This window comes from Silvania confinis (genome assembly GCF_025564085.1).
Taxonomy (GTDB): domain Bacteria; phylum Pseudomonadota; class Gammaproteobacteria; order Enterobacterales; family Enterobacteriaceae; genus Enterobacter; species Enterobacter confinis.
Genome location: NZ_JAMGZJ010000064.1, coordinates 1 through 17,550 on the forward strand (window position 1 = coordinate 1; position 17,550 = coordinate 17,550).

The 17,550-nt window shown below is 52.0% G+C and carries 15 protein-coding genes and 1 rRNA gene; 9 read left to right on the forward strand and 7 right to left on the reverse strand.

Going from position 1 to position 17,550, the window contains the following annotated elements; genetic code table 11:
* Position 1: 1 nt before the first annotated feature.
* Positions 2-117: ribosomal RNA gene (gene rrf / locus M8013_RS02210) — 5S ribosomal RNA — on the forward strand.
* Between the two features lie 93 nt (positions 118-210).
* Here rrf and mobB read toward each other — a convergent pair.
* Positions 211-705, reverse strand: a complete 495-nt coding sequence (gene mobB / locus M8013_RS02215; protein ID WP_271266202.1) for a molybdopterin-guanine dinucleotide biosynthesis protein MobB — start codon at positions 703-705, stop codon at positions 211-213.
* Positions 702-1,286, reverse strand: a complete 585-nt coding sequence (gene mobA, locus M8013_RS02220) for a molybdenum cofactor guanylyltransferase MobA (RefSeq protein WP_271266203.1) — start codon at positions 1,284-1,286, stop codon at positions 702-704. Before mobA ends, mobB begins: the two co-directional genes overlap by 4 nt.
* Positions 1,287-1,354: 68 nt before the next feature.
* On the opposite strand from mobA, the gene M8013_RS02225 reads away from it, so the two are divergent.
* The 3 genes from M8013_RS02225 (at position 1,355) to dsbA (ending at position 3,337) form a co-directional block, all read left to right on the forward strand.
* Complete coding sequence (locus tag M8013_RS02225) at positions 1,355-1,624, forward strand: YihD family protein (protein ID WP_271266204.1); 270 nt, start codon at positions 1,355-1,357, stop codon at positions 1,622-1,624.
* 75 nt (positions 1,625-1,699) lie between these two features.
* Entirely contained in the window at positions 1,700-2,686 is a 987-nt protein-coding gene (locus M8013_RS02230; RefSeq protein ID WP_271266205.1) for a serine/threonine protein kinase, read from the forward strand.
* Between the two features lie 27 nt (positions 2,687-2,713).
* Positions 2,714-3,337 carry a thiol:disulfide interchange protein DsbA gene (gene dsbA, locus M8013_RS02235; RefSeq protein ID WP_271266206.1) on the forward strand — a complete coding sequence of 208 codons (624 nt, stop codon included), beginning with the start codon at positions 2,714-2,716 and terminating at the stop codon, positions 3,335-3,337.
* Positions 3,338-3,351: 14 nt separating this feature from the next.
* On the opposite strand, the gene M8013_RS02240 is transcribed toward dsbA, so the two are convergent.
* The gene (locus M8013_RS02240; RefSeq protein ID WP_271266207.1) at positions 3,352-4,260 is read right to left on the reverse strand and encodes an acyltransferase; all 909 of its coding nucleotides are present in this window, start codon (positions 4,258-4,260) and stop codon (positions 3,352-3,354) included.
* A gap of 436 nt (positions 4,261-4,696) precedes the next feature.
* On the opposite strand from M8013_RS02240, the gene polA reads away from it, so the two are divergent.
* Positions 4,697-7,489 (forward strand): DNA polymerase I, encoded by a 2,793-nt coding sequence (gene polA, locus M8013_RS02245; RefSeq protein WP_271266208.1) that lies wholly within the window; start codon positions 4,697-4,699, stop codon positions 7,487-7,489.
* Between the two features lie 164 nt (positions 7,490-7,653).
* Entirely contained in the window at positions 7,654-7,701 is a 48-nt protein-coding gene (spfP, locus tag M8013_RS23685; RefSeq protein WP_071892919.1) for a small protein SpfP, read from the forward strand.
* A gap of 98 nt (positions 7,702-7,799) precedes the next feature.
* Here spfP and yihA read toward each other — a convergent pair whose 3' ends face one another.
* Positions 7,800-8,426 (reverse strand): ribosome biogenesis GTP-binding protein YihA/YsxC, encoded by a 627-nt coding sequence (yihA, locus tag M8013_RS02250; protein WP_271266209.1) that lies wholly within the window; start codon positions 8,424-8,426, stop codon positions 7,800-7,802.
* 577 nt (positions 8,427-9,003) lie between these two features.
* On the opposite strand from yihA, the gene yihI reads away from it, so the two are divergent.
* Both yihI and hemN read left to right on the forward strand, forming a co-directional pair.
* Positions 9,004-9,519 (forward strand): Der GTPase-activating protein YihI, encoded by a 516-nt coding sequence (gene yihI / locus M8013_RS02255; RefSeq protein ID WP_271266210.1) that lies wholly within the window; start codon positions 9,004-9,006, stop codon positions 9,517-9,519.
* Between the two features lie 188 nt (positions 9,520-9,707).
* Positions 9,708-11,081 (forward strand): oxygen-independent coproporphyrinogen III oxidase, encoded by a 1,374-nt coding sequence (gene hemN / locus M8013_RS02260; protein ID WP_271266211.1) that lies wholly within the window; start codon positions 9,708-9,710, stop codon positions 11,079-11,081.
* A gap of 52 nt (positions 11,082-11,133) precedes the next feature.
* Here hemN and glnG read toward each other — a convergent pair whose 3' ends face one another.
* The 3 genes from glnG to glnA all read right to left on the reverse strand — a co-directional run bounded on the left by glnG (position 11,134) and on the right by glnA (position 15,203).
* The gene (gene glnG, locus M8013_RS02265; RefSeq protein ID WP_271266212.1) at positions 11,134-12,546 is read right to left on the reverse strand and encodes a nitrogen regulation protein NR(I); all 1,413 of its coding nucleotides are present in this window, start codon (positions 12,544-12,546) and stop codon (positions 11,134-11,136) included.
* Between the two features lie 11 nt (positions 12,547-12,557).
* A complete protein-coding gene (gene glnL, locus M8013_RS02270) occupies positions 12,558-13,607 on the reverse strand; it encodes a nitrogen regulation protein NR(II) (protein ID WP_271266213.1) in 1,050 nt (349 codons plus the stop codon).
* A 186-nt stretch (positions 13,608-13,793) separates the two neighbouring features.
* The gene (glnA, locus tag M8013_RS02275) at positions 13,794-15,203 is read right to left on the reverse strand and encodes a glutamate--ammonia ligase (RefSeq protein ID WP_271266214.1); all 1,410 of its coding nucleotides are present in this window, start codon (positions 15,201-15,203) and stop codon (positions 13,794-13,796) included.
* A 387-nt stretch (positions 15,204-15,590) separates the two neighbouring features.
* Between glnA and typA the strand changes: the two genes are divergently transcribed.
* Positions 15,591-17,414, forward strand: coding sequence for a ribosome-dependent GTPase TypA (gene typA / locus M8013_RS02280; RefSeq protein ID WP_271266215.1), 1,824 nt, complete (start codon positions 15,591-15,593; stop codon positions 17,412-17,414).
* The last annotated feature ends 136 nt before the right edge of the window (positions 17,415-17,550 follow it).

Below are 17,550 nucleotides of genomic sequence, written 5' to 3' on the forward strand. Positions count from 1 at the left end.
GCCTGGCGGCTTTAGCGCGGTGGTCCCACCTGACCCCATGCCGAACTCAGAAGTGAAACGCCGTAGCGCCGATGGTAGTGTGGGGTCTCCCCATGCGAGAGTAGGGAACTGCCAGGCATCAAATAAGTAAAAAGGCCATCCGCAAGGATGGCCTTTTTGCGTTATGACAAAAAGCGAAAAAACTACCGGGCGCCACTGCATCTGCCCGGTCTACGAAGCCGTCAACCATCTCAGGATGAAATCAACGATCTCCCCCGTATCATTGATATCCAACACCGGTACATTAAGCGAAAGTGGAATATCACTGGCGACCGCGATGACGTGCTCATCCAGCGTTAATTCACTGACATCATGCCCGGCATCACTTCGGAATAGCAGCACTTTCGACACTGCTTCATGCTTAAACCCCTCAACCAATACCAGATCCAATGCTGCATGGTCCATTCTGCTGATAAGATAAGCCAGATTTACCCTCTCCTGATCGGGTGTTTCCCAGCGCTGAGTGCTGGCTACTATCGTTTGTGCTGCGCCGGCTTTGCGTAGCTCATAGCTATCCTTCCCTGGTATATCAACATCCATATTGTGATGCGTATGCTTAATAAGCCCAGGGCGGATACCTTTTGCACATAGAGCCGGGATAACGTTTTTCAGCAGGGTTGTTTTTCCCGTCCCACTCCACGCAGCAATGGCTAAAACAGGGATCATGGTTGCCTCTGAATGTTATGTATCTCTTCAATCGTATTAATATTAATAAGTGATTGTTTCATATCACTAAAATCAACGGAATGGCCGCCAGCCTGGCGCATAAAGACCATAACCCGCCGCTCTCCTGATGCCAGATAATCCTGTAATAGCGGCAGGAGCTGACGGCTCATGAGCGCAATCGTTGGATGATCGCGCTCTCCGTCACTCGCCCAGACGACGGGGGAAGTCTCAATTTGTTCAATAAAGCGCGCGACCAGGCAATCGGGTATAAAAGGCGTATCACACGGACAAAACAGAAACCATTGCGCATCCGAATGCTGCATCACGGACAGCATGCCGGCAAGAGGGCCCGGATAATCTGCCAGACGATCCGGATAGACGGCATACCCACTTTCCTGATAAGTCGCGATATTTCTGTTGGCGCTGATAGCCAACGTGGTGACCTGCTTTTGCAACGTCTGGGCAACGTATTGCCATAAGGGTTTGCCGTTGAGTTCCTGCAAACCCTTATCTGTTCCTCCCATCCGCGACGCCTTGCCCCCGGCCAGTACCACGCCGGTGATTTTGCTTATCTCACTCAAAAATATCGCCTCTTTTATTGTGGGATTGACCCTGATAACGTGTCACTCTCAATGAAAGGAGTATTACCATGAAATGTAAACGTCTCAACGAAGTTATTGAACTCCTCCAGCCTGCCTGGCAAAAAGAACCAGAGCTTAATCTGATGCAATTTTTACAGAAACTGGCGAAGGAGTCAGGTTATGACGGCGATCTGGCCGACCTTTCTGATGACATCCTGATCTATCATCTGAAAATGCGTGATTCCGGTAAAGATGCGGTGATCCCTGGCATTCAGAAAGACTATGAAGAAGATTTCAAAACGGCATTACTCCGCGCGCGTGGCGTAATTAAAGAGTAAAAGCTTGTAAGAGCAGCCACTGAAAACGCCGTTAAATGATATCCTCAATCATTCGTATAATTTCCGGATGATCGGATGAACGACCAGGCTTTTACTTTCCAGACCTTACACCCGGATACCATTATGGATGCGCTGTTTGAACAGGGCATTCGGGTGGACTCAGGACTGACTCCCTTAAATAGCTATGAAAACCGCGTCTATCAGTTTCAGGATGAGGATCGCCAGCGCTTCGTGGTGAAATTTTATCGCCCGCAGCGCTGGTCTGTGGAACAGATTCAGGAAGAGCACCAGTTTTCACTCGACCTTCTGGCCGATGAGGTTCCGGTTGCTGCGCCGCTAAAATTCAATCATCAGACGCTCCTGACGCACCAGGGATTCTATTTCGCTGTATTTCCCAGCCTGGGAGGCCGACAGTTTGAAGCTGATAATATCGACCAGATGGAATGGGTTGCCCGCTATTTAGGGCGCATTCATCAGACAGGTAACAAAAACCGTTTTATTGCGCGCCCTACAATCGGTATTCAGGAATATTTGCTCGAACCACGTCAGCTGTTTGAAACCGCTACGCTCATTCCTGCTGGGCTGAAAGCGGCATTCCTTGCGGCGACTGATGGCCTGATTAACGCCGTTATCTCGCGCTGGGATGAAAACGTAAAAATGCTGCGTTTGCACGGTGACTGCCACGCAGGAAATATTCTCTGGCGCGATGGGCCATTATTTGTTGATCTCGATGATGCGAGAATGGGGCCTGCCATTCAGGATCTCTGGATGCTGCTGAACGGCGATAAAGCCGAACAGAGGATGCAGCTCGAAACCATTATTGAAGCTTACGAAGAGTTCACCCCCTTCGATTCAGACGAAATTGCGCTGATAGAACCTTTACGCGCCATGCGTTTTGTTTATTATCTTGCATGGTTAATCAGGCGTTGGGACGACCCCGCGTTTCCCAGAAACTTCCCGTGGCTGACCGGGGAAGATTACTGGCGTAACCAGATATCCACATTTGTTGAACAGGTAAAGGTTCTACAGGAACCCCCTTTGCAATTAACGCCAATGTATTAATCGAACACACCCAGGAGAGAGTTGAGCATGAAAAAAATATGGCTGGCGCTGGCAGGTATGATTTTGGCTTTTAGCGCCTCGGCTGCGCAGTTCACCGATGGTAAGCAGTATATTACCCTCGAAAAACCCGTTGCCGGAGAACCTCAGGTTCTCGAGTTCTTCTCATTTTACTGCCCGCACTGCTATGAGTTCGAGCAGGTTCTGCACGTTTCCGATAGCGTGAAGAAAAAGCTGCCAGAAGGCACCAAAATGACCAAATACCACGTTGAGTTTCTTGGTCCTTTGGGCAAAGACCTGACTCAGGCGTGGGCGGTTGCGCAGGCACTTGGCGTGGAAGACAAAATCACTGCACCGATGTTTGAAGCGGTTCAGAAAACCCAAACCGTACAAACTACGGCTGATATTCGTAAAGTGTTTGTTGATGCGGGTATCAAAGGTGAAGAATACGATGCAGCCTGGAATAGCTTTGTCGTGAAATCACTGGTTGCTCAGCAGGAAAAAGCGGCAGCCGACCTGCAGCTGCGTGGCGTACCGGCGATGTATGTTAACGGTAAATACCAGCTCAATATGCAGGGTATAGATACCAGCAGCATGGATATCTTTGTGCAGCAGTATGCTGACACAGTGAAATATCTGGTTGAGAAGAAGTAATAAAAAAACGCCGGTCAATGACCGGCGTTGTTGTATTGCGCTTTGATGTGATCAATCTGCCCGTCTTTATCATTCCACACGGCGTTCAGCCAGAGCTGGAAACGTCGCTTAAAGTTCTTATCGTTCACATAATCCCCGTGTAAATCCTCTGCCACAGGAACCAGGTTAATACGCACCACGATCTGCGTTAACCTTCCGCTTAACATGTCATAAAATGGCGTGCTGTCGTTTTTGGGATAACAGAGGGTGACGTTCAATAATTTGTCGAACTTTTGACCCAGCACGTTAACGGCCATCGCAATGCCGGCTGCTTTTGGCGGCAGCAGATTTTTATAGGGTGAGCGCGTCTGGCGTTGTTTCTCTTCGGTAAAGCGCGAGCCTTCAACAAAGTTAACGATCGTGGTGGGGTGGGAACGAAACTTCTCGCACGAGCGGCGCGTTGTTTCCACATCTTCCCCGCGACGCTCAGGGTGGCGAATCAGGTAGCTACGTGAATAGCGTTTCATGAACGGCATATCCAGCGCCCAACAGGCGAGGCCAATAAAAGGCACCCAGGCAAGCTGTTGCTTAAGGAAGTATTTATTCATCGGAATATGTTTGCGAAAGAGCACGCATAACACCACGATGTCGGCCCAGCTGTGGTGGTTGCAGATGAGCAGATACCCGTTTTTCTTATTCAGACCTTCCAGCCCCTGAACATCCCATTTCAAATGCGGATTAAGGTGCATCAGCACCGCCAGACCCTCGCACCAGCAGTACATCATAAAATTACAGAAGGCAGAGACGTAACGCCAGATGACAGGAATGGGTAATAGCAGCTTAATGATTCCGGCGATGATGATCGGCACAGAACAGGCGATGGTAACCAGAATAGTTAATGCGATACTTAACAGAAGGATTATCGCAGCCAGGAATCTCGACATGATGAATGTTTTCAGGTGGTTAGCTATGATTTATGCCTGATAAACAGACATCGGGCGCTGATTTTACCAGAAAATGAACCCGGGATGGCGCTTTAACGTAGCGCGAGGGTGGATTTGCGCCCAGAGCGTATAAACACACGGTCATCCGATCCAGGTGCGGCTTATATCCACATGGAGTAAAATGTCATCAACCAGAAATATGAGATCGCGATCGATCTATAATTTATTGATAGAAAAAGATAATTATTAATCCGAGGATCTTCTATTCACCGGATTTCTCCACCCTCCAGAAATTACTCACAAACTTATCCACAGAATTAATTTGCGAGCGATCCTGACGATCGCAAAATCTTTGGCTGTATTTTTCCTGAAAAACTGATGTTTTCATCCTTCTGTGGCATCCTTTATCTATAAATTACTCAAAGGCACGGACATTATGGTTCAGATCCCCGAACACCCCCTTATTCTCGTCGACGGCTCTTCTTACCTGTATCGGGCGTATCATGCCTTTCCCCCACTGACGAACAGCGCGGGTGAGCCAACAGGCGCAATGTATGGCGTGCTAAATATGCTGCGTAGTCTGATCCTGCAGTATCAGCCAAGCCATGCGGCGGTGATCTTCGACGCGAAAGGAAAAACTTTCCGGGATGAGCTGTTTGAGCATTACAAATCACATCGACCACCGATGCCGGACGATCTGCGTGCGCAGATTGAGCCCTTGCATAAGATGGTAAAAGCGATGGGATTGCCGTTAATGGCTGTATCAGGCGTAGAAGCTGACGATGTTATCGGCACGCTGGCGCGTGAAGCGGAGAAACAGGGGCGCCCGGTATTGATCAGTACCGGTGATAAAGACATGGCACAGCTGGTCACGCCAGGGATCACCCTGATTAACACGATGACCAACACCATTCTCGGGCCTGAAGAGGTGGCGAACAAATACGGTGTGCCGCCAGAGCTGATCATTGATTTCCTGGCGCTGATGGGCGACTCCTCCGACAACATTCCTGGCGTACCGGGCGTGGGTGAGAAAACCGCGCAAGCCCTGCTTCAGGGCCTTGGCGGACTGGATACACTGTATCGCGAACAGGATAAAATTGCCGGATTAACCTTCCGCGGCGCCAAAACGATGGCCGCCAAACTTGAGCAAAATAAAGAGGTTGCCTACCTTTCCTACCAGCTGGCGACCATTAAAACGGACGTGGAGCTGGAGCTGACCTGCGAACAGCTGGAAGTACAACAACCCGCCGCAGATGAACTGCTGGATCTGTTTAAACAGTACGAATTCAAACGCTGGGTTACCGACCTTGAGGCGGGGAAATGGCTGCAGGCGAAAGGTGCAAAACCGACGGCTAAAGCCAAAGAAGCCCTCGTGGTTGAAGCGCAGGCGGAGTCTGAAGAAGAGGCCAGCGTACTCTCCTTTGAACGCTACGAAACCATCCTTGATGAAGCACAGCTAAAAAGCTGGATCGAAAAGCTGCAAAAAGCCCCGGTCTTCGCTTTTGATACCGAAACCGATAGCCTCGACAATATCTCCGCCAATATGGTGGGACTTTCGTTTGCCACGGAACCCGGCGTTGCCGCCTATGTGCCGGTCGCTCACGACTATCTGGATGCCCCTGACCAACTCTCCCGCGAGCGCGTGCTGGAACTGCTCAGGCCAATCCTGGAAGACGAAAAGGCGCTCAAGGTTGGGCAAAACCTGAAGTACGATCGCGGTATCCTGCAAAATTACGGTATCGAGCTGCGCGGTATCGCCTTCGATACCATGCTGGAATCCTATAACCTGGATAGCGTTGCCGGTCGTCACGACATGGATTCGCTGTCCGATCGCTGGCTGAAGCATAAAACGATTACCTTTGAAGAGATTGCCGGCAAAGGTAAGAATCAGCTGACGTTTAACCAGATCGCACTGGAAGAGGCCGGGCGTTATGCCGCAGAAGATGCGGATGTCACCCTGCAGCTGCATTTAAAGATGTGGCCAAAACTGCAAAAAGACGCCGGGCCGCTGAATGTATTCCAGAATATCGAGATGCCGCTGGTACCGGTCCTGTCCCGGATTGAACGCAATGGCGTTAAAATCGATCCGTACGTACTGCATAAGCACTCTGAAGAGATCGCGCTGCGACTTGCTGAACTTGAGCAGAAAGCGCACGAGATTGCCGGTGAACCGTTTAACCTTTCGTCGACTAAACAGCTACAGGCCATCCTGTTTGAAAAACAGGGTATTAAGCCATTGAAGAAAACCCCGGGTGGAGCGCCATCCACCTCGGAAGAGGTGCTTGAGGAGCTGGCACTGGACTATCCGCTGCCAAAAGTGATCCTCCAGTACCGCGGGCTGGCAAAGCTAAAATCGACTTACACCGACAAGCTGCCGCTGATGATCAACCCGAAAACGAGTCGCGTGCACACGTCCTATCACCAGGCGGTGGCCGCCACCGGTCGTCTGTCTTCTACCGATCCGAATCTGCAAAATATTCCGGTGCGTAATGAAGAGGGGCGTCGTATTCGTCAGGCGTTTATTGCCCCGCAGGATTACCTCATCGTCTCTGCCGACTACTCGCAGATTGAGCTGCGCATCATGGCGCATCTTTCCCGCGATAAAGGACTGTTGACCGCTTTTGCACAAGGGCAAGATATTCACCGGGCAACGGCAGCTGAAGTCTTCGGTATGCCGCTGGATAGCGTGACCGGCGAACAGCGTCGCAGTGCAAAAGCGATTAACTTTGGTCTGATCTATGGGATGAGTGCTTTTGGTCTTTCCCGCCAGCTCAATATTCCGCGTAAAGAGTCGCAGAAGTACATGGATCTCTATTTCGAACGCTATCCGGGGGTGCTGGAATATATGGAGAGCACCCGCGCGCAGGCGAAAGAAAAAGGCTATGTCGAAACTCTGGAAGGGCGTCGTCTCTACTTACCGGACATCAAATCCAGTAATGCTGCCCGCCGGGCAGGGGCTGAACGTGCAGCCATCAATGCCCCGATGCAGGGAACGGCAGCAGATATCATCAAACGTGCGATGATCGCCGTCGACGCCTGGCTGGAGAACGAGCGTCCACGGGTGCGGATGATCATGCAGGTGCACGATGAATTGGTGTTCGAAGTGCATAAAGACGATCTGGAATCCGTATCGGAAAAGATCCACGAGCTGATGGAGAACAGCGTCAAGCTGGATGTGCCTTTGCTGGTGGAAGTGGGCAGCGGCGAAAACTGGGATCAAGCTCACTAGGCATTTACGTTACTTGCGCTTTTCTGTAACTAAACAACATAACGTAGAACGTTTTGTGATGATCATTAGAATTCCCTATGTAAAGAATGAAAAAAAACTACAAAAAGTGCTTTGTGAGTTGTTTAAAAAAGAGTAGAGTTATTCGCGTAGGGTACAGAGGTAAGATGTTCTATCTTTCAGACCTTTTACTTCACGTAATCGGATTTGGCTGAATATTTTAGCCGCCCCAGTCAGTAATGACTGGGGCGTTTTTTATTGCGGCAAAGAAAAAATAGCTGCAAAAAAAGCGCGGACATCGCCGCGCATCTTGTTACTCTTCCGCTTCTGTCGCGGGTTCCAGGTCGTTATACCAGCCATCCAGTTTCTGACGCAGTTTGTCCACACCCAACTTTTTCAGCGAGGAGAAGGGCTCAACCTGCACATCACCATTGAACGCCAGTACTGCCTCACGCACCATATTCACCTGCGCTTTACGCGCTCCGCTGGCCAGCTTATCGGCTTTGGTTAACAGCACCAGCACGGCAATTTCGCTTTCCACAGCCCAGTTGATCATCTGCTGATCGAGATCCTTAAGCGGATGACGGATATCCATCAGGATCACCAGCCCTTTCAGACACTGGCGTTTTTCCAGATATTCACCCAGCGCGCGCTGCCACTTAAGCTTCATCTCTTCCGGTACTTGTGCATAGCCATAGCCCGGTAAATCCACCAGGCGTTTACCCTCAGCAACTTCGAAAAGGTTAATCAGCTGGGTACGGCCAGGTGTTTTTGAGGTACGCGCCAGGCTTTTCTGGTTGGTCAGCGTATTCAGCGCGCTGGATTTACCAGCGTTAGAACGGCCAGCAAAGGCGACCTCAATACCCGTATCGGAGGGCAAATGGCGAATATCAGGCGCACTGGTGACAAAATGCGTCTGTTGATAATTCCAGTTAGTCACGGGTTGTTCTCCAAAATCTTAATGTTGAGAGGATTATACCTGAACGCGGGCAAAAGGCTTTGGACATCGGCAAATGACTGTAAGCAATAACCACTGGATTTGTAGGATATATGCCATTCAACGCATGAGAGATTTAAGAGAAATCGCAGGGTGTTTAAATATAAAAATCATTTAAATCAAATTATTAACCTTTAGGTCTAATCTGAAAATGGCCAATAGTCAGCTTGAGTGGCTTGTAGGTTTAGCCGAAGAAGGTAAAGTAGCTGTCAACGGCGAGGATGCCAACAGGAATCGGACTTAAGGAAAAGGGTCAGGAGCGCCAGGAGGCGAAGACAAAGGACAGTCAGGAAGACATGCGCCAGGAGGCGTGGGTAAAAGGAAAAGGATTGTATCAGGGACGGTACCGCTGAAGGAAAAACAGGGTTGGTTGTAGGCAAACAGGGATTGTCAGACCCGTTAAGGGTTTTGAGTCAAGAAAAAAGGCGACAGATTGCTCTGTCGCCTTTTTTCTTTGCTTGCTTTCTGCTAGATTTCGCCGCAATTCTATACTGATGAAAACGGCTTAAGATAAGACACCATGAAAAAACCGACTTCCGCACCGCGTGGCAAAAGCTCCGCAAAAGCGCACCGTAAAACTCGCGAAGAACTGAACCAGGAAGCACGCGATCGCAAACGCGATAAAAAGCACAGTGGTCACACTGCGGGCAGCCGCGCGAGCGGTGAATCCTCAGGTACGTCTGGGAAAAACTCAAAGCAAGTGAAAGACCCGCGTATCGGCAGCAAAACCCCGATCCCACTGGGTGTGACTAACGCACCAGTGGCCAAGCAGCACAAACCGAAGAGCGAGAAACCTATGCTTTCACCGCAGGCTGAGCTGGATTTGCTGGAGAATGATGAGCGCCTGGACGCGCTGCTGGAACGTCTTGAAGCGGGCGAAGCCCTGAATGCTGAAGAGCAGTCCTGGGTTGATACCCGACTGGATCGTATTGATGAACTGATGCAGCAGCTTGGCCTGTCTTACGATGATGAAGACGAAGAAGAAGAAGACGAAAAGCAGGAAGATATGATGCGTCTCCTGAAAGGTGGAAACTAACATTTGCACCCGGTGGGCTTTACGGTCCTGCTTATAACCCTTCCGGTTATATGTTATCTGGTGTGGTTATTCGTTAAACTACGGCGGTTGTCGCGGCGACAGAAGTGGCTGCGCACCCGTGTTCTGACACGTACTAGTGCCAGAACGGGCCGCCGTATACGAACGCGACACCATCGGAAGGAGTGAGCATGTCTGTAGCAACCATCGACTGGGATCTGGCCCTGATCCAAAAATATAACTATTCCGGGCCGCGTTATACCTCTTATCCCACCGCGCTGGAGTTTTCCGACGCCTTTGGTGATCCCCAATTTCAGCAGGCGGTCGCACGTTACCCTGACCGTCCGCTTTCGCTTTACGTGCATATTCCGTTCTGCCACAAGCTCTGCTACTTCTGCGGCTGCAATAAAATAGTGACTCGCCAGCAGCATAAAGCCGATCAGTATCTGGATGCACTTGAGCAAGAGATTCTCCATCGCGCGCCGCAGTTCGTTGGCCGTCATGTCAGCCAACTCCACTGGGGCGGCGGAACGCCAACTTACCTCAATAAAGCGCAAATCAGCCGCCTGATGGATCTGCTGCGGGAAAACTTCCGCTTCGATGCTGATGCGGAAATCTCTATTGAAGTCGACCCGCGTGAAATCGAACTGGACGTCATCGATCATCTGCGTGCCGAAGGGTTTAACCGCCTGAGCATGGGCGTGCAGGACTTCAATAAAGAGGTCCAACGGCTGGTAAATCGCGAGCAGGATGAAGAATTTATCTTTGCGCTGCTCAACCATGCGCGTGAAATCGGTTTTACCTCAACCAATATCGACCTGATTTATGGCTTGCCCAAGCAGACCGCAGAAAGCTTTGCTTTTACGTTGAAACGGGTGGCGGAGCTGAATCCGGATCGCCTGAGCGTGTTTAACTATGCGCATCTGCCGACGCTGTTTGCCGCTCAACGCAAAATCAAAGATGCCGACCTGCCTTCTGCCCAGCAAAAGCTGGATATTTTGCAGGAAACCATTACCTCGTTGACCGAGACAGGTTATCAGTTTATCGGCATGGATCACTTTGCCCGCCCCGATGACGAACTGGCGATTGCCCAGCGCGAGGGTGTGCTGCATCGTAACTTCCAGGGCTACACCACGCAGGGAGATACCAATTTGCTGGGGATGGGCGTCTCGGCTATCAGCATGATTGGCGACTGCTATGCGCAGAACCAGAAAGAGCTGAAGCACTATTATCAGCAGGTGGATGACACCGGCAATGCCCTGTGGCGCGGGATCGCACTCACCCGCGATGACTGCATCCGCCGGGATGTGATTAAGGCGCTGATCTGTAATTTCTGCCTGGATTTCTCGGCTGTGGAACGCGAGTGGGATCTGGTCTTTAGCGACTACTTTGCCGATGACCTGAAACTGCTGGCACCCCTGGCGAAAGATGGGCTGGTGGATGTGACTGATACGACCATTCAGGTTACGCCGAAAGGCCGGTTGCTGATCCGCAACATTTGCATGTGTTTTGATGCCTATCTGCGTCAGAAAGCGCGGATGCAGCAGTTTTCTCGCGTCATTTAACGGTCCTGCCCGGTGGCACTAGCGCTTCCCGGGCTAACAGAACATCGTTCAGTTACTCCATTCCCAACTCTTTTAGCTTACGCGTCAGGGTATTGCGTCCCCAGCCGAGCAAGCGGGCCGCTTCCTGCTTGTGGCCCTGCGTATGACGCAGCGCGGTGGTGAGCAGCGTGCGCTCCATTTCGGGCTGCGCCTCGGACAACAGATTTTGATGACCGGAACGCAGCGCCCGATCGGCCCATTGCGCCAGCAGCGTAGCCCAGCTGTCAGGCAATGTCTGACCGGTGCTGCTTTCCGGAACATGGGTTTCAAAGAGTTCAGGAGGGAGATCCTGGATCAACACTTCCTGGCCCGCTGCCATCACCGTTAGCCAGCGGCAGGTATTTTCCAGCTGACGCACGTTGCCTGGCCAGGCCAGACGCGTCAGCGCAGCTTCTGTTTCTGCGTGCAGCAGTTTTGCTTCGACGCCCAGTTCGCGCGCCGCATCCTGCAGGAAATGACGCGCCAGACGCGGGATATCTTCCCGACGCTCGCGCAGTGGCGGCAGGTGAACGCGGATCACGTTCAGACGGTGGAATAAGTCCTCACGGAATTTACCCTCCTGCACGCGCAGCTCCAGATTCTGGTGCGTCGCGGCAATAATACGCACGTCGACTTTTACCGGCGCATAGCCGCCCACACGGTAAAACTGGCCATCCGCCAGCACGCGCAGCAGTCGGGTCTGCACATCCAGCGGCATATCGCCGATCTCATCCAGGAACAGCGTCCCGCCGTCAGCCTGCTCAAAGCGGCCCTGACGAATGGTATTCGCGCCGGTAAATGCCCCTTTTTCGTGACCAAACAGCTCGGACTCAATCAAATCTTTGGGAATAGCCGCCATATTCAGGGCGATAAACGGCGCTTTGGTGCGCGGGCTGTGGCGATGCAGGGCGTGAGCAACCAGCTCTTTCCCGGTCCCTGATTCCCCGTTAATCAAAACGCTGATCGACGAACGTGACAGACGGCCAATGATGCGAAACACATCCTGCATGGCCGGCGCTTCGCCAATGATATCCGTCGTCGGGCCGAACACCGGCGCGTTACGCGGCTGCTGCTGTTCCTGATAATGACTGATCGCCCGCTCAACCAGTGCCACCGCTTCGTCGATATCAAAGGGTTTTGGCAGATAATCGAACGCGCCCTGCTGGTAGGCGCTAACGGCAGCATCCAGATCGGAATGCGCGGTCATTATGATGACCGGGAGCATTGGGTGACGCTGTTTAATCTGTTTTAACAGCGCCAGGCCGTCCATTCCCGGCATGCGGATATCGGACAACAGCACATCCGGGGTTTTGGTGGTGAGGGCATCAAGCACCTCAGCGCCGCTTTCAAAAGTGGTGCAGTTTAATCCTGCGCCCGTCAGTGCCCGTTCAAGCACCCAGCGGATGGAGCTATCGTCATCAACTACCCAGACTATCCCTCGTTGCATAACTTAACCCTCTATTTCCTGATTGGCAGGTAAACCGAAAACTCGGTATGACCCGGCCAGCTGGTAAATTCAATTTTGCCGGAATGCTGATCTATCAAATTACGGGCAATCGATAATCCAAGCCCGGTCCCGCCTTCACGGCCGCTGACCATCGGGTAAAACAGCGTGTCCTGTAAATACGAGGGAATGCCCGGACCGTTATCCTGAACGTCAATCCGTGCCGCCAGACGGTAGCGCACGCCGTGCAGGGTGAGCTGAAACGCGGTGCGGGTGCGCAGCACTATTTCGCCGCCCTCCGCGCCTAAAGCCTGCAGGGCATTACGCACAATATTCAGTAATACCTGCTCTATCTGGTCGGGATCGTGCGGCAGTTCCGGCAGACTTGGATCGTAATCACGCACCAGCCTGACGTTTTCCGGCAGCTCCATTGATACCAGCTTAACGACACGCTCTGAAACTTTATGGATGCTTTCGGTGACGTGCATTCCGGGCTGTTGCGGGCCGAGTAAGCGGTCCACCAGGTTTCGCAGCCGGTCAGCCTGTTCAATGATGACGTTGGTATATTCTGCCAGCGCCGGGTCGGGCAGAGCTTTGGTTAACAGCTGTGCTGCCCCGCGCAGGCCGCCGAGCGGGTTTTTAATTTCATGGGCCAGGCCACGTACCAGATCGCGGGCCGCAATCTGCTGGGCATGCTGAAGCTGCTCCTGACTCAGGCGACGCTGATTATCCATCGGCGCCATCTCCAGCAGGATCAGCCCTTCCGGCAGTCTCTGGGCGGTCAGGGACAGAATATGCGAGCGTCCGTCGATCACCAGCGTGACTTCGTTATCCGTAAATCCTTGCCCCGCCTGCAGGCTCTCCTGCATCAGGCCAATATTCAGCGAGAAATAACTCAACAGCTCGGGAAGCGGCGCGCCAAACAGCTTGCGTGAACTTTGGGCAAGCAGCTGCTGGGCCGCAGGATTGGCGTAATGCACGGCCAGATCGTCGTCGACCAGTAAAATGCTGTTGATAAGAGAATTGAGGATCTGCCCAGCATCGGGCAGGGTGCCAGTTGCCATACAGCAGTCTCCTGGAGTTGATTGCACCAATTTAGTGCAGTATAGCGTTTCTGACGAAAAAAGCGCATAAGATCAGCTTGTTGGTGGAGAAAAAAGCCCATCCGAAGATGGGCTGAAAAGTTTCCACGGCAACAAAAAACGGCTATCGCTGTCGCGCTGAAAAAGTCGCGCGACCGCGTTTATCGATTAAACGCTGTAGTACAGTTCAAACTCAACCGGGTGTGGCGTCATGCGAACACGGTCGTTCTCTTCGATACGCAGACCGATGTAAGCATCGATTGCTTCGTCAGTGAACACGCCGCCCGCAGTCAGGAACTCACGGTCTGCGTCCAGTGCCTGCAGTGCTTCTTCCAGAGAACCGGCAACCTGTGGGATCTCTTTTGCTTCTTCTGGCGGCAGGTCGTACAGGTTTTTGTCCATGGCTTCGCCAGGGTGGATCTTGTTCTTAATACCGTCAAGGCCAGCCATCAGCAGTGCTGCGAAGCACAGGTACGGGTTAGCTGCCGGGTCCGGGAAGCGCACTTCGATACGACGTGCTTTCGGAGAAGCAACCACCGGAATACGGATGGAAGCAGAACGGTTACGCGCAGAGTAAGCCAGCATAACCGGTGCTTCGTAACCCGGGACCAGACGCTTGTAGGAGTTGGTGGTCGGGTTAGCCAGGGCGTTGATCGCTTTAGCGTGTTTGATCACGCCGCCGATGTAGAACAGTGCCTGCTCGGACAGACCGGCATATTTGTCACCAGAGAACAGGTTTACGCCGTTCTTGGACAGAGACATGTGGCAGTGCATACCGGAACCGTTATCGCCAAACATTGGTTTTGGCATGAAGGTCGCAGTTTTACCGAAACGGTGCGCGACGTTATGAACCACATATTTGTAGATCTGAATTTCGTCCGCTTTTTTGGTCATGGTGTTGAAACGGGTGGCGATTTCGTTCTGGCCAGCTGTTGCAACTTCATGGTGGTGTGCTTCAACAACCAGGCCCATCTCTTCCATGATCAGACACATGGTAGAACGGATGTCCTGTGAAGAATCGACCGGAGGAACCGGGAAGTAACCGCCTTTCACTGCTGGACGGTGGCCTTTGTTGCCGCCTTCGTATTTGGTGGAGGAGTTCCACGCACCTTCGATATCATCGATAGCAACGTGGGAACCGGAAGTGGACGAACCAAAACGGATGTCGTCAAACAGGAAGAACTCTGGCTCTGGCCCGAACAGAACGGTGTCTGCGATGCCAGTTGAGCGCAGGTACTCTTCAGCGCGTTTTGCGATAGAGCGTGGGTCGCGGTCGTAGCCCTGCAGCGTGCCTGGCTCGAGGATGTCGCAACGGATGATCAGGGTAGACTCTTCGAAGAACGGGTCAATGAGCGCGGTAGATGCATCTGGCATCAGAACCATGTCGGATTCGTTGATACCTTTCCAGCCGCCAATCGAGGAGCCGTCAAACATTTTGCCTTCTTCAAAGAATTCGGCATTTACCTGATGTGCAGGAATAGTGACGTGCTGTTCTTTACCTTTGGTGTCAGTGAAGCGCAGATCAACAAACTTCACTTCATGTTCGTTCAGCATCGTCAAAACGTGTTCAGCGGACATACGTACTCTCCAGATTGGTCATTGTCGTCGTGGTAACGAGGTCTTCAAATTCTGTGTAAGGCAGGCGTTGTTGCCTTTTTTTGCCGTATTTTTACTAAGCGAAATCTGTGCCAACTTTTAAAACACCCCAAAAAGGCGTTATCATGCACACCATAGTGCAAAAGGGCTGCACCAGAATGGTTTTGTTGCACCAGTATAGTGCTTCAATGTGAACATTGGGCACCATATTGGTGCAATTTATGTTAAGGCGCCCTTTTACCGCTCCGTGAAAGCGATCACAAAGCATCTCTGCAATACTTGTTTGCGGGGGATGTTTGTGATCCTGTTTTGTAGTGCGCTTAATCCGTGTACAATAACGCGCTATTTCTAAATGCCTGAGGCAAAGTTGTGATCGAAAATCTGCGTAATATCGCCATCATCGCGCACGTTGACCATGGTAAAACTACCCTGGTTGATAAGCTGCTGCAGCAATCCGGTACCTTCAGTAATGAACGTGCTGAAGCCACCGAACGCGTGATGGACTCCAACGATTTGGAGAAAGAGCGTGGGATTACCATCCTCGCTAAAAACACCGCTATCAAATGGAATGACTACCGTATCAACATCGTTGATACCCCAGGGCACGCCGACTTCGGTGGTGAAGTTGAACGTGTAATGTCCATGGTAGACTCCGTTCTGCTGGTCGTTGACGCAATGGATGGCCCAATGCCGCAGACGCGCTTCGTAACCAAAAAGGCATTTGCCCATGGTTTGAAGCCAATCGTGGTTATCAACAAAGTTGACCGCCCTGGCGCGCGTCCTGACTGGGTTGTGGATCAGGTCTTCGACCTGTTCGTTAACCTGGACGCCAGTGACGAGCAGCTCGATTTCCCAATCATCTATGCATCAGCATTGATGGGTATCGCGGGTAACGAGCACACTGATATGGCGGAAGACATGACCCCGCTGTACCAGGCAATCGTTGACCACGTTAAAGCACCAAGCGTTGACCTTGACGGTCCGTTCCAGATGCAGATCTCCCAGCTGGATTACAACAACTACGTTGGCGTAATCGGCATCGGTCGCATCAAGCGCGGTCGCGTTAAACCTAACCAGCAGATCACCTTGATCGACAGCGAAGGTAAAACACGTAACGGTAAAGTCGGTAAAGTGCTGACTCACCTCGGTCTGGAGCGTATTGAATCCACCGAAGCCGAAGCGGGCGATATTATCGCTATCACCGGTCTGGGCGAGCTGAACATCTCCGACACCCTCTGCGATACGCAGAACGTCGAAGCGCTGCCAGCGCTGTCTGTTGATGAACCAACTGTAACCATGTTCTTCAACGTCAACACCTCTCCGTTCTGTGGCAAAGAAGGTAAATTTGTTACCTCTCGTCAGATCCTTGACCGCCTGAACAAAGAGCTGGTGCACAACGTGGCACTGCGTGTTGAAGAAACCGAAGATGCGGACGCGTTCCGTGTATCCGGTCGTGGCGAGCTGCACTTGTCTGTGCTTATCGAAAACATGCGTCGTGAAGGCTTCGAACTGGCTGTGTCCCGTCCGAAAGTAATCAACCGTATGATCGATGGCCGTATGCAAGAGCCGTTCGAGAACGTGACGCTGGATATCGAAGAACAGCACCAGGGTTCTGTGATGCAGGCGATGGGCGAGCGTAAGGGCGATGTCAAAGACATGATCCCTGACGGCAAAGGTCGTATCCGTCTGGATTACCTGATCCCGGCACGTGGCCTGATCGGCTTCCGTACCGAGTTCATGACCATGACTTCCGGTACCGGTCTGCTGTACTCCACCTTCAGCCATTACGATGACGTTAAACCGGGTGAAATCGGCCAGCGCCAGAACGGCGTGCTGATCTCTAACGGCCAGGGTAAAGCAGTTGCGTTCGCACTGTTCAGCCTGCAGGACCGCGGTAAGCTGTTCCTGGGTCACGGTGCAGAAGTTTACGAAGGCCAGATCATCGGTATTCACAGTCGTTCTAACGACCTGACTGTAAACTGCCTGACCGGTAAGAAACTGACCAACATGCGTGCTTCCGGTACTGACGAAGCCACCACGCTGGTTCCAGCACTGAAGATGTCTCTTGAGCAGGCTCTGGAATTTATCGATGACGACGAACTGGTAGAAGTTACCCCTACCTCCGTACGTATCCGTAAACGTCACCTGACCGAGAACGACCGTAAACGTGCAGGCCGTGGTCCTCGCGACTAATACGAAGCCTCATTGAGGTTGCGTAGGCCGGGTGAGCGTTATCGCCATCCGCACAGTAAAAAGCCGCTGATTATCAGCGGCTTTTTTTATTAGAACGAATAACGTAACCCTAAGCGAATGCGGTACTGCTCGCGGT

Excerpts from the sequence above, each read along its gene's own strand:
- mobB (WP_271266202.1), bottom strand. The coding sequence starts at position 705 with ATGATCCCTGTTTTAGCCATTGCTGCGTGGAGTGGGACGGGAAAAACA.
- M8013_RS02225 (WP_271266204.1), top strand. The coding sequence starts at position 1,355 with ATGAAATGTAAACGTCTCAACGAAGTTATTGAACTCCTCCAGCCTGCC.
- M8013_RS02230 (WP_271266205.1), top strand. The coding sequence starts at position 1,700 with ATGAACGACCAGGCTTTTACTTTCCAGACCTTACACCCGGATACCATT.
- dsbA (WP_271266206.1), top strand. The coding sequence starts at position 2,714 with ATGAAAAAAATATGGCTGGCGCTGGCAGGTATGATTTTGGCTTTTAGC.
- M8013_RS02240 (WP_271266207.1), bottom strand. The coding sequence starts at position 4,260 with ATGTCGAGATTCCTGGCTGCGATAATCCTTCTGTTAAGTATCGCATTA.
- polA (WP_271266208.1), top strand. The coding sequence starts at position 4,697 with ATGGTTCAGATCCCCGAACACCCCCTTATTCTCGTCGACGGCTCTTCT.
- yihI (WP_271266210.1), top strand. The coding sequence starts at position 9,004 with ATGAAAAAACCGACTTCCGCACCGCGTGGCAAAAGCTCCGCAAAAGCG.
- hemN (WP_271266211.1), top strand. The coding sequence starts at position 9,708 with ATGTCTGTAGCAACCATCGACTGGGATCTGGCCCTGATCCAAAAATAT.
- glnG (WP_271266212.1), bottom strand. The coding sequence starts at position 12,546 with ATGCAACGAGGGATAGTCTGGGTAGTTGATGACGATAGCTCCATCCGC.
- glnL (WP_271266213.1), bottom strand. The coding sequence starts at position 13,607 with ATGGCAACTGGCACCCTGCCCGATGCTGGGCAGATCCTCAATTCTCTT.
- glnA (WP_271266214.1), bottom strand. The coding sequence starts at position 15,203 with ATGTCCGCTGAACACGTTTTGACGATGCTGAACGAACATGAAGTGAAG.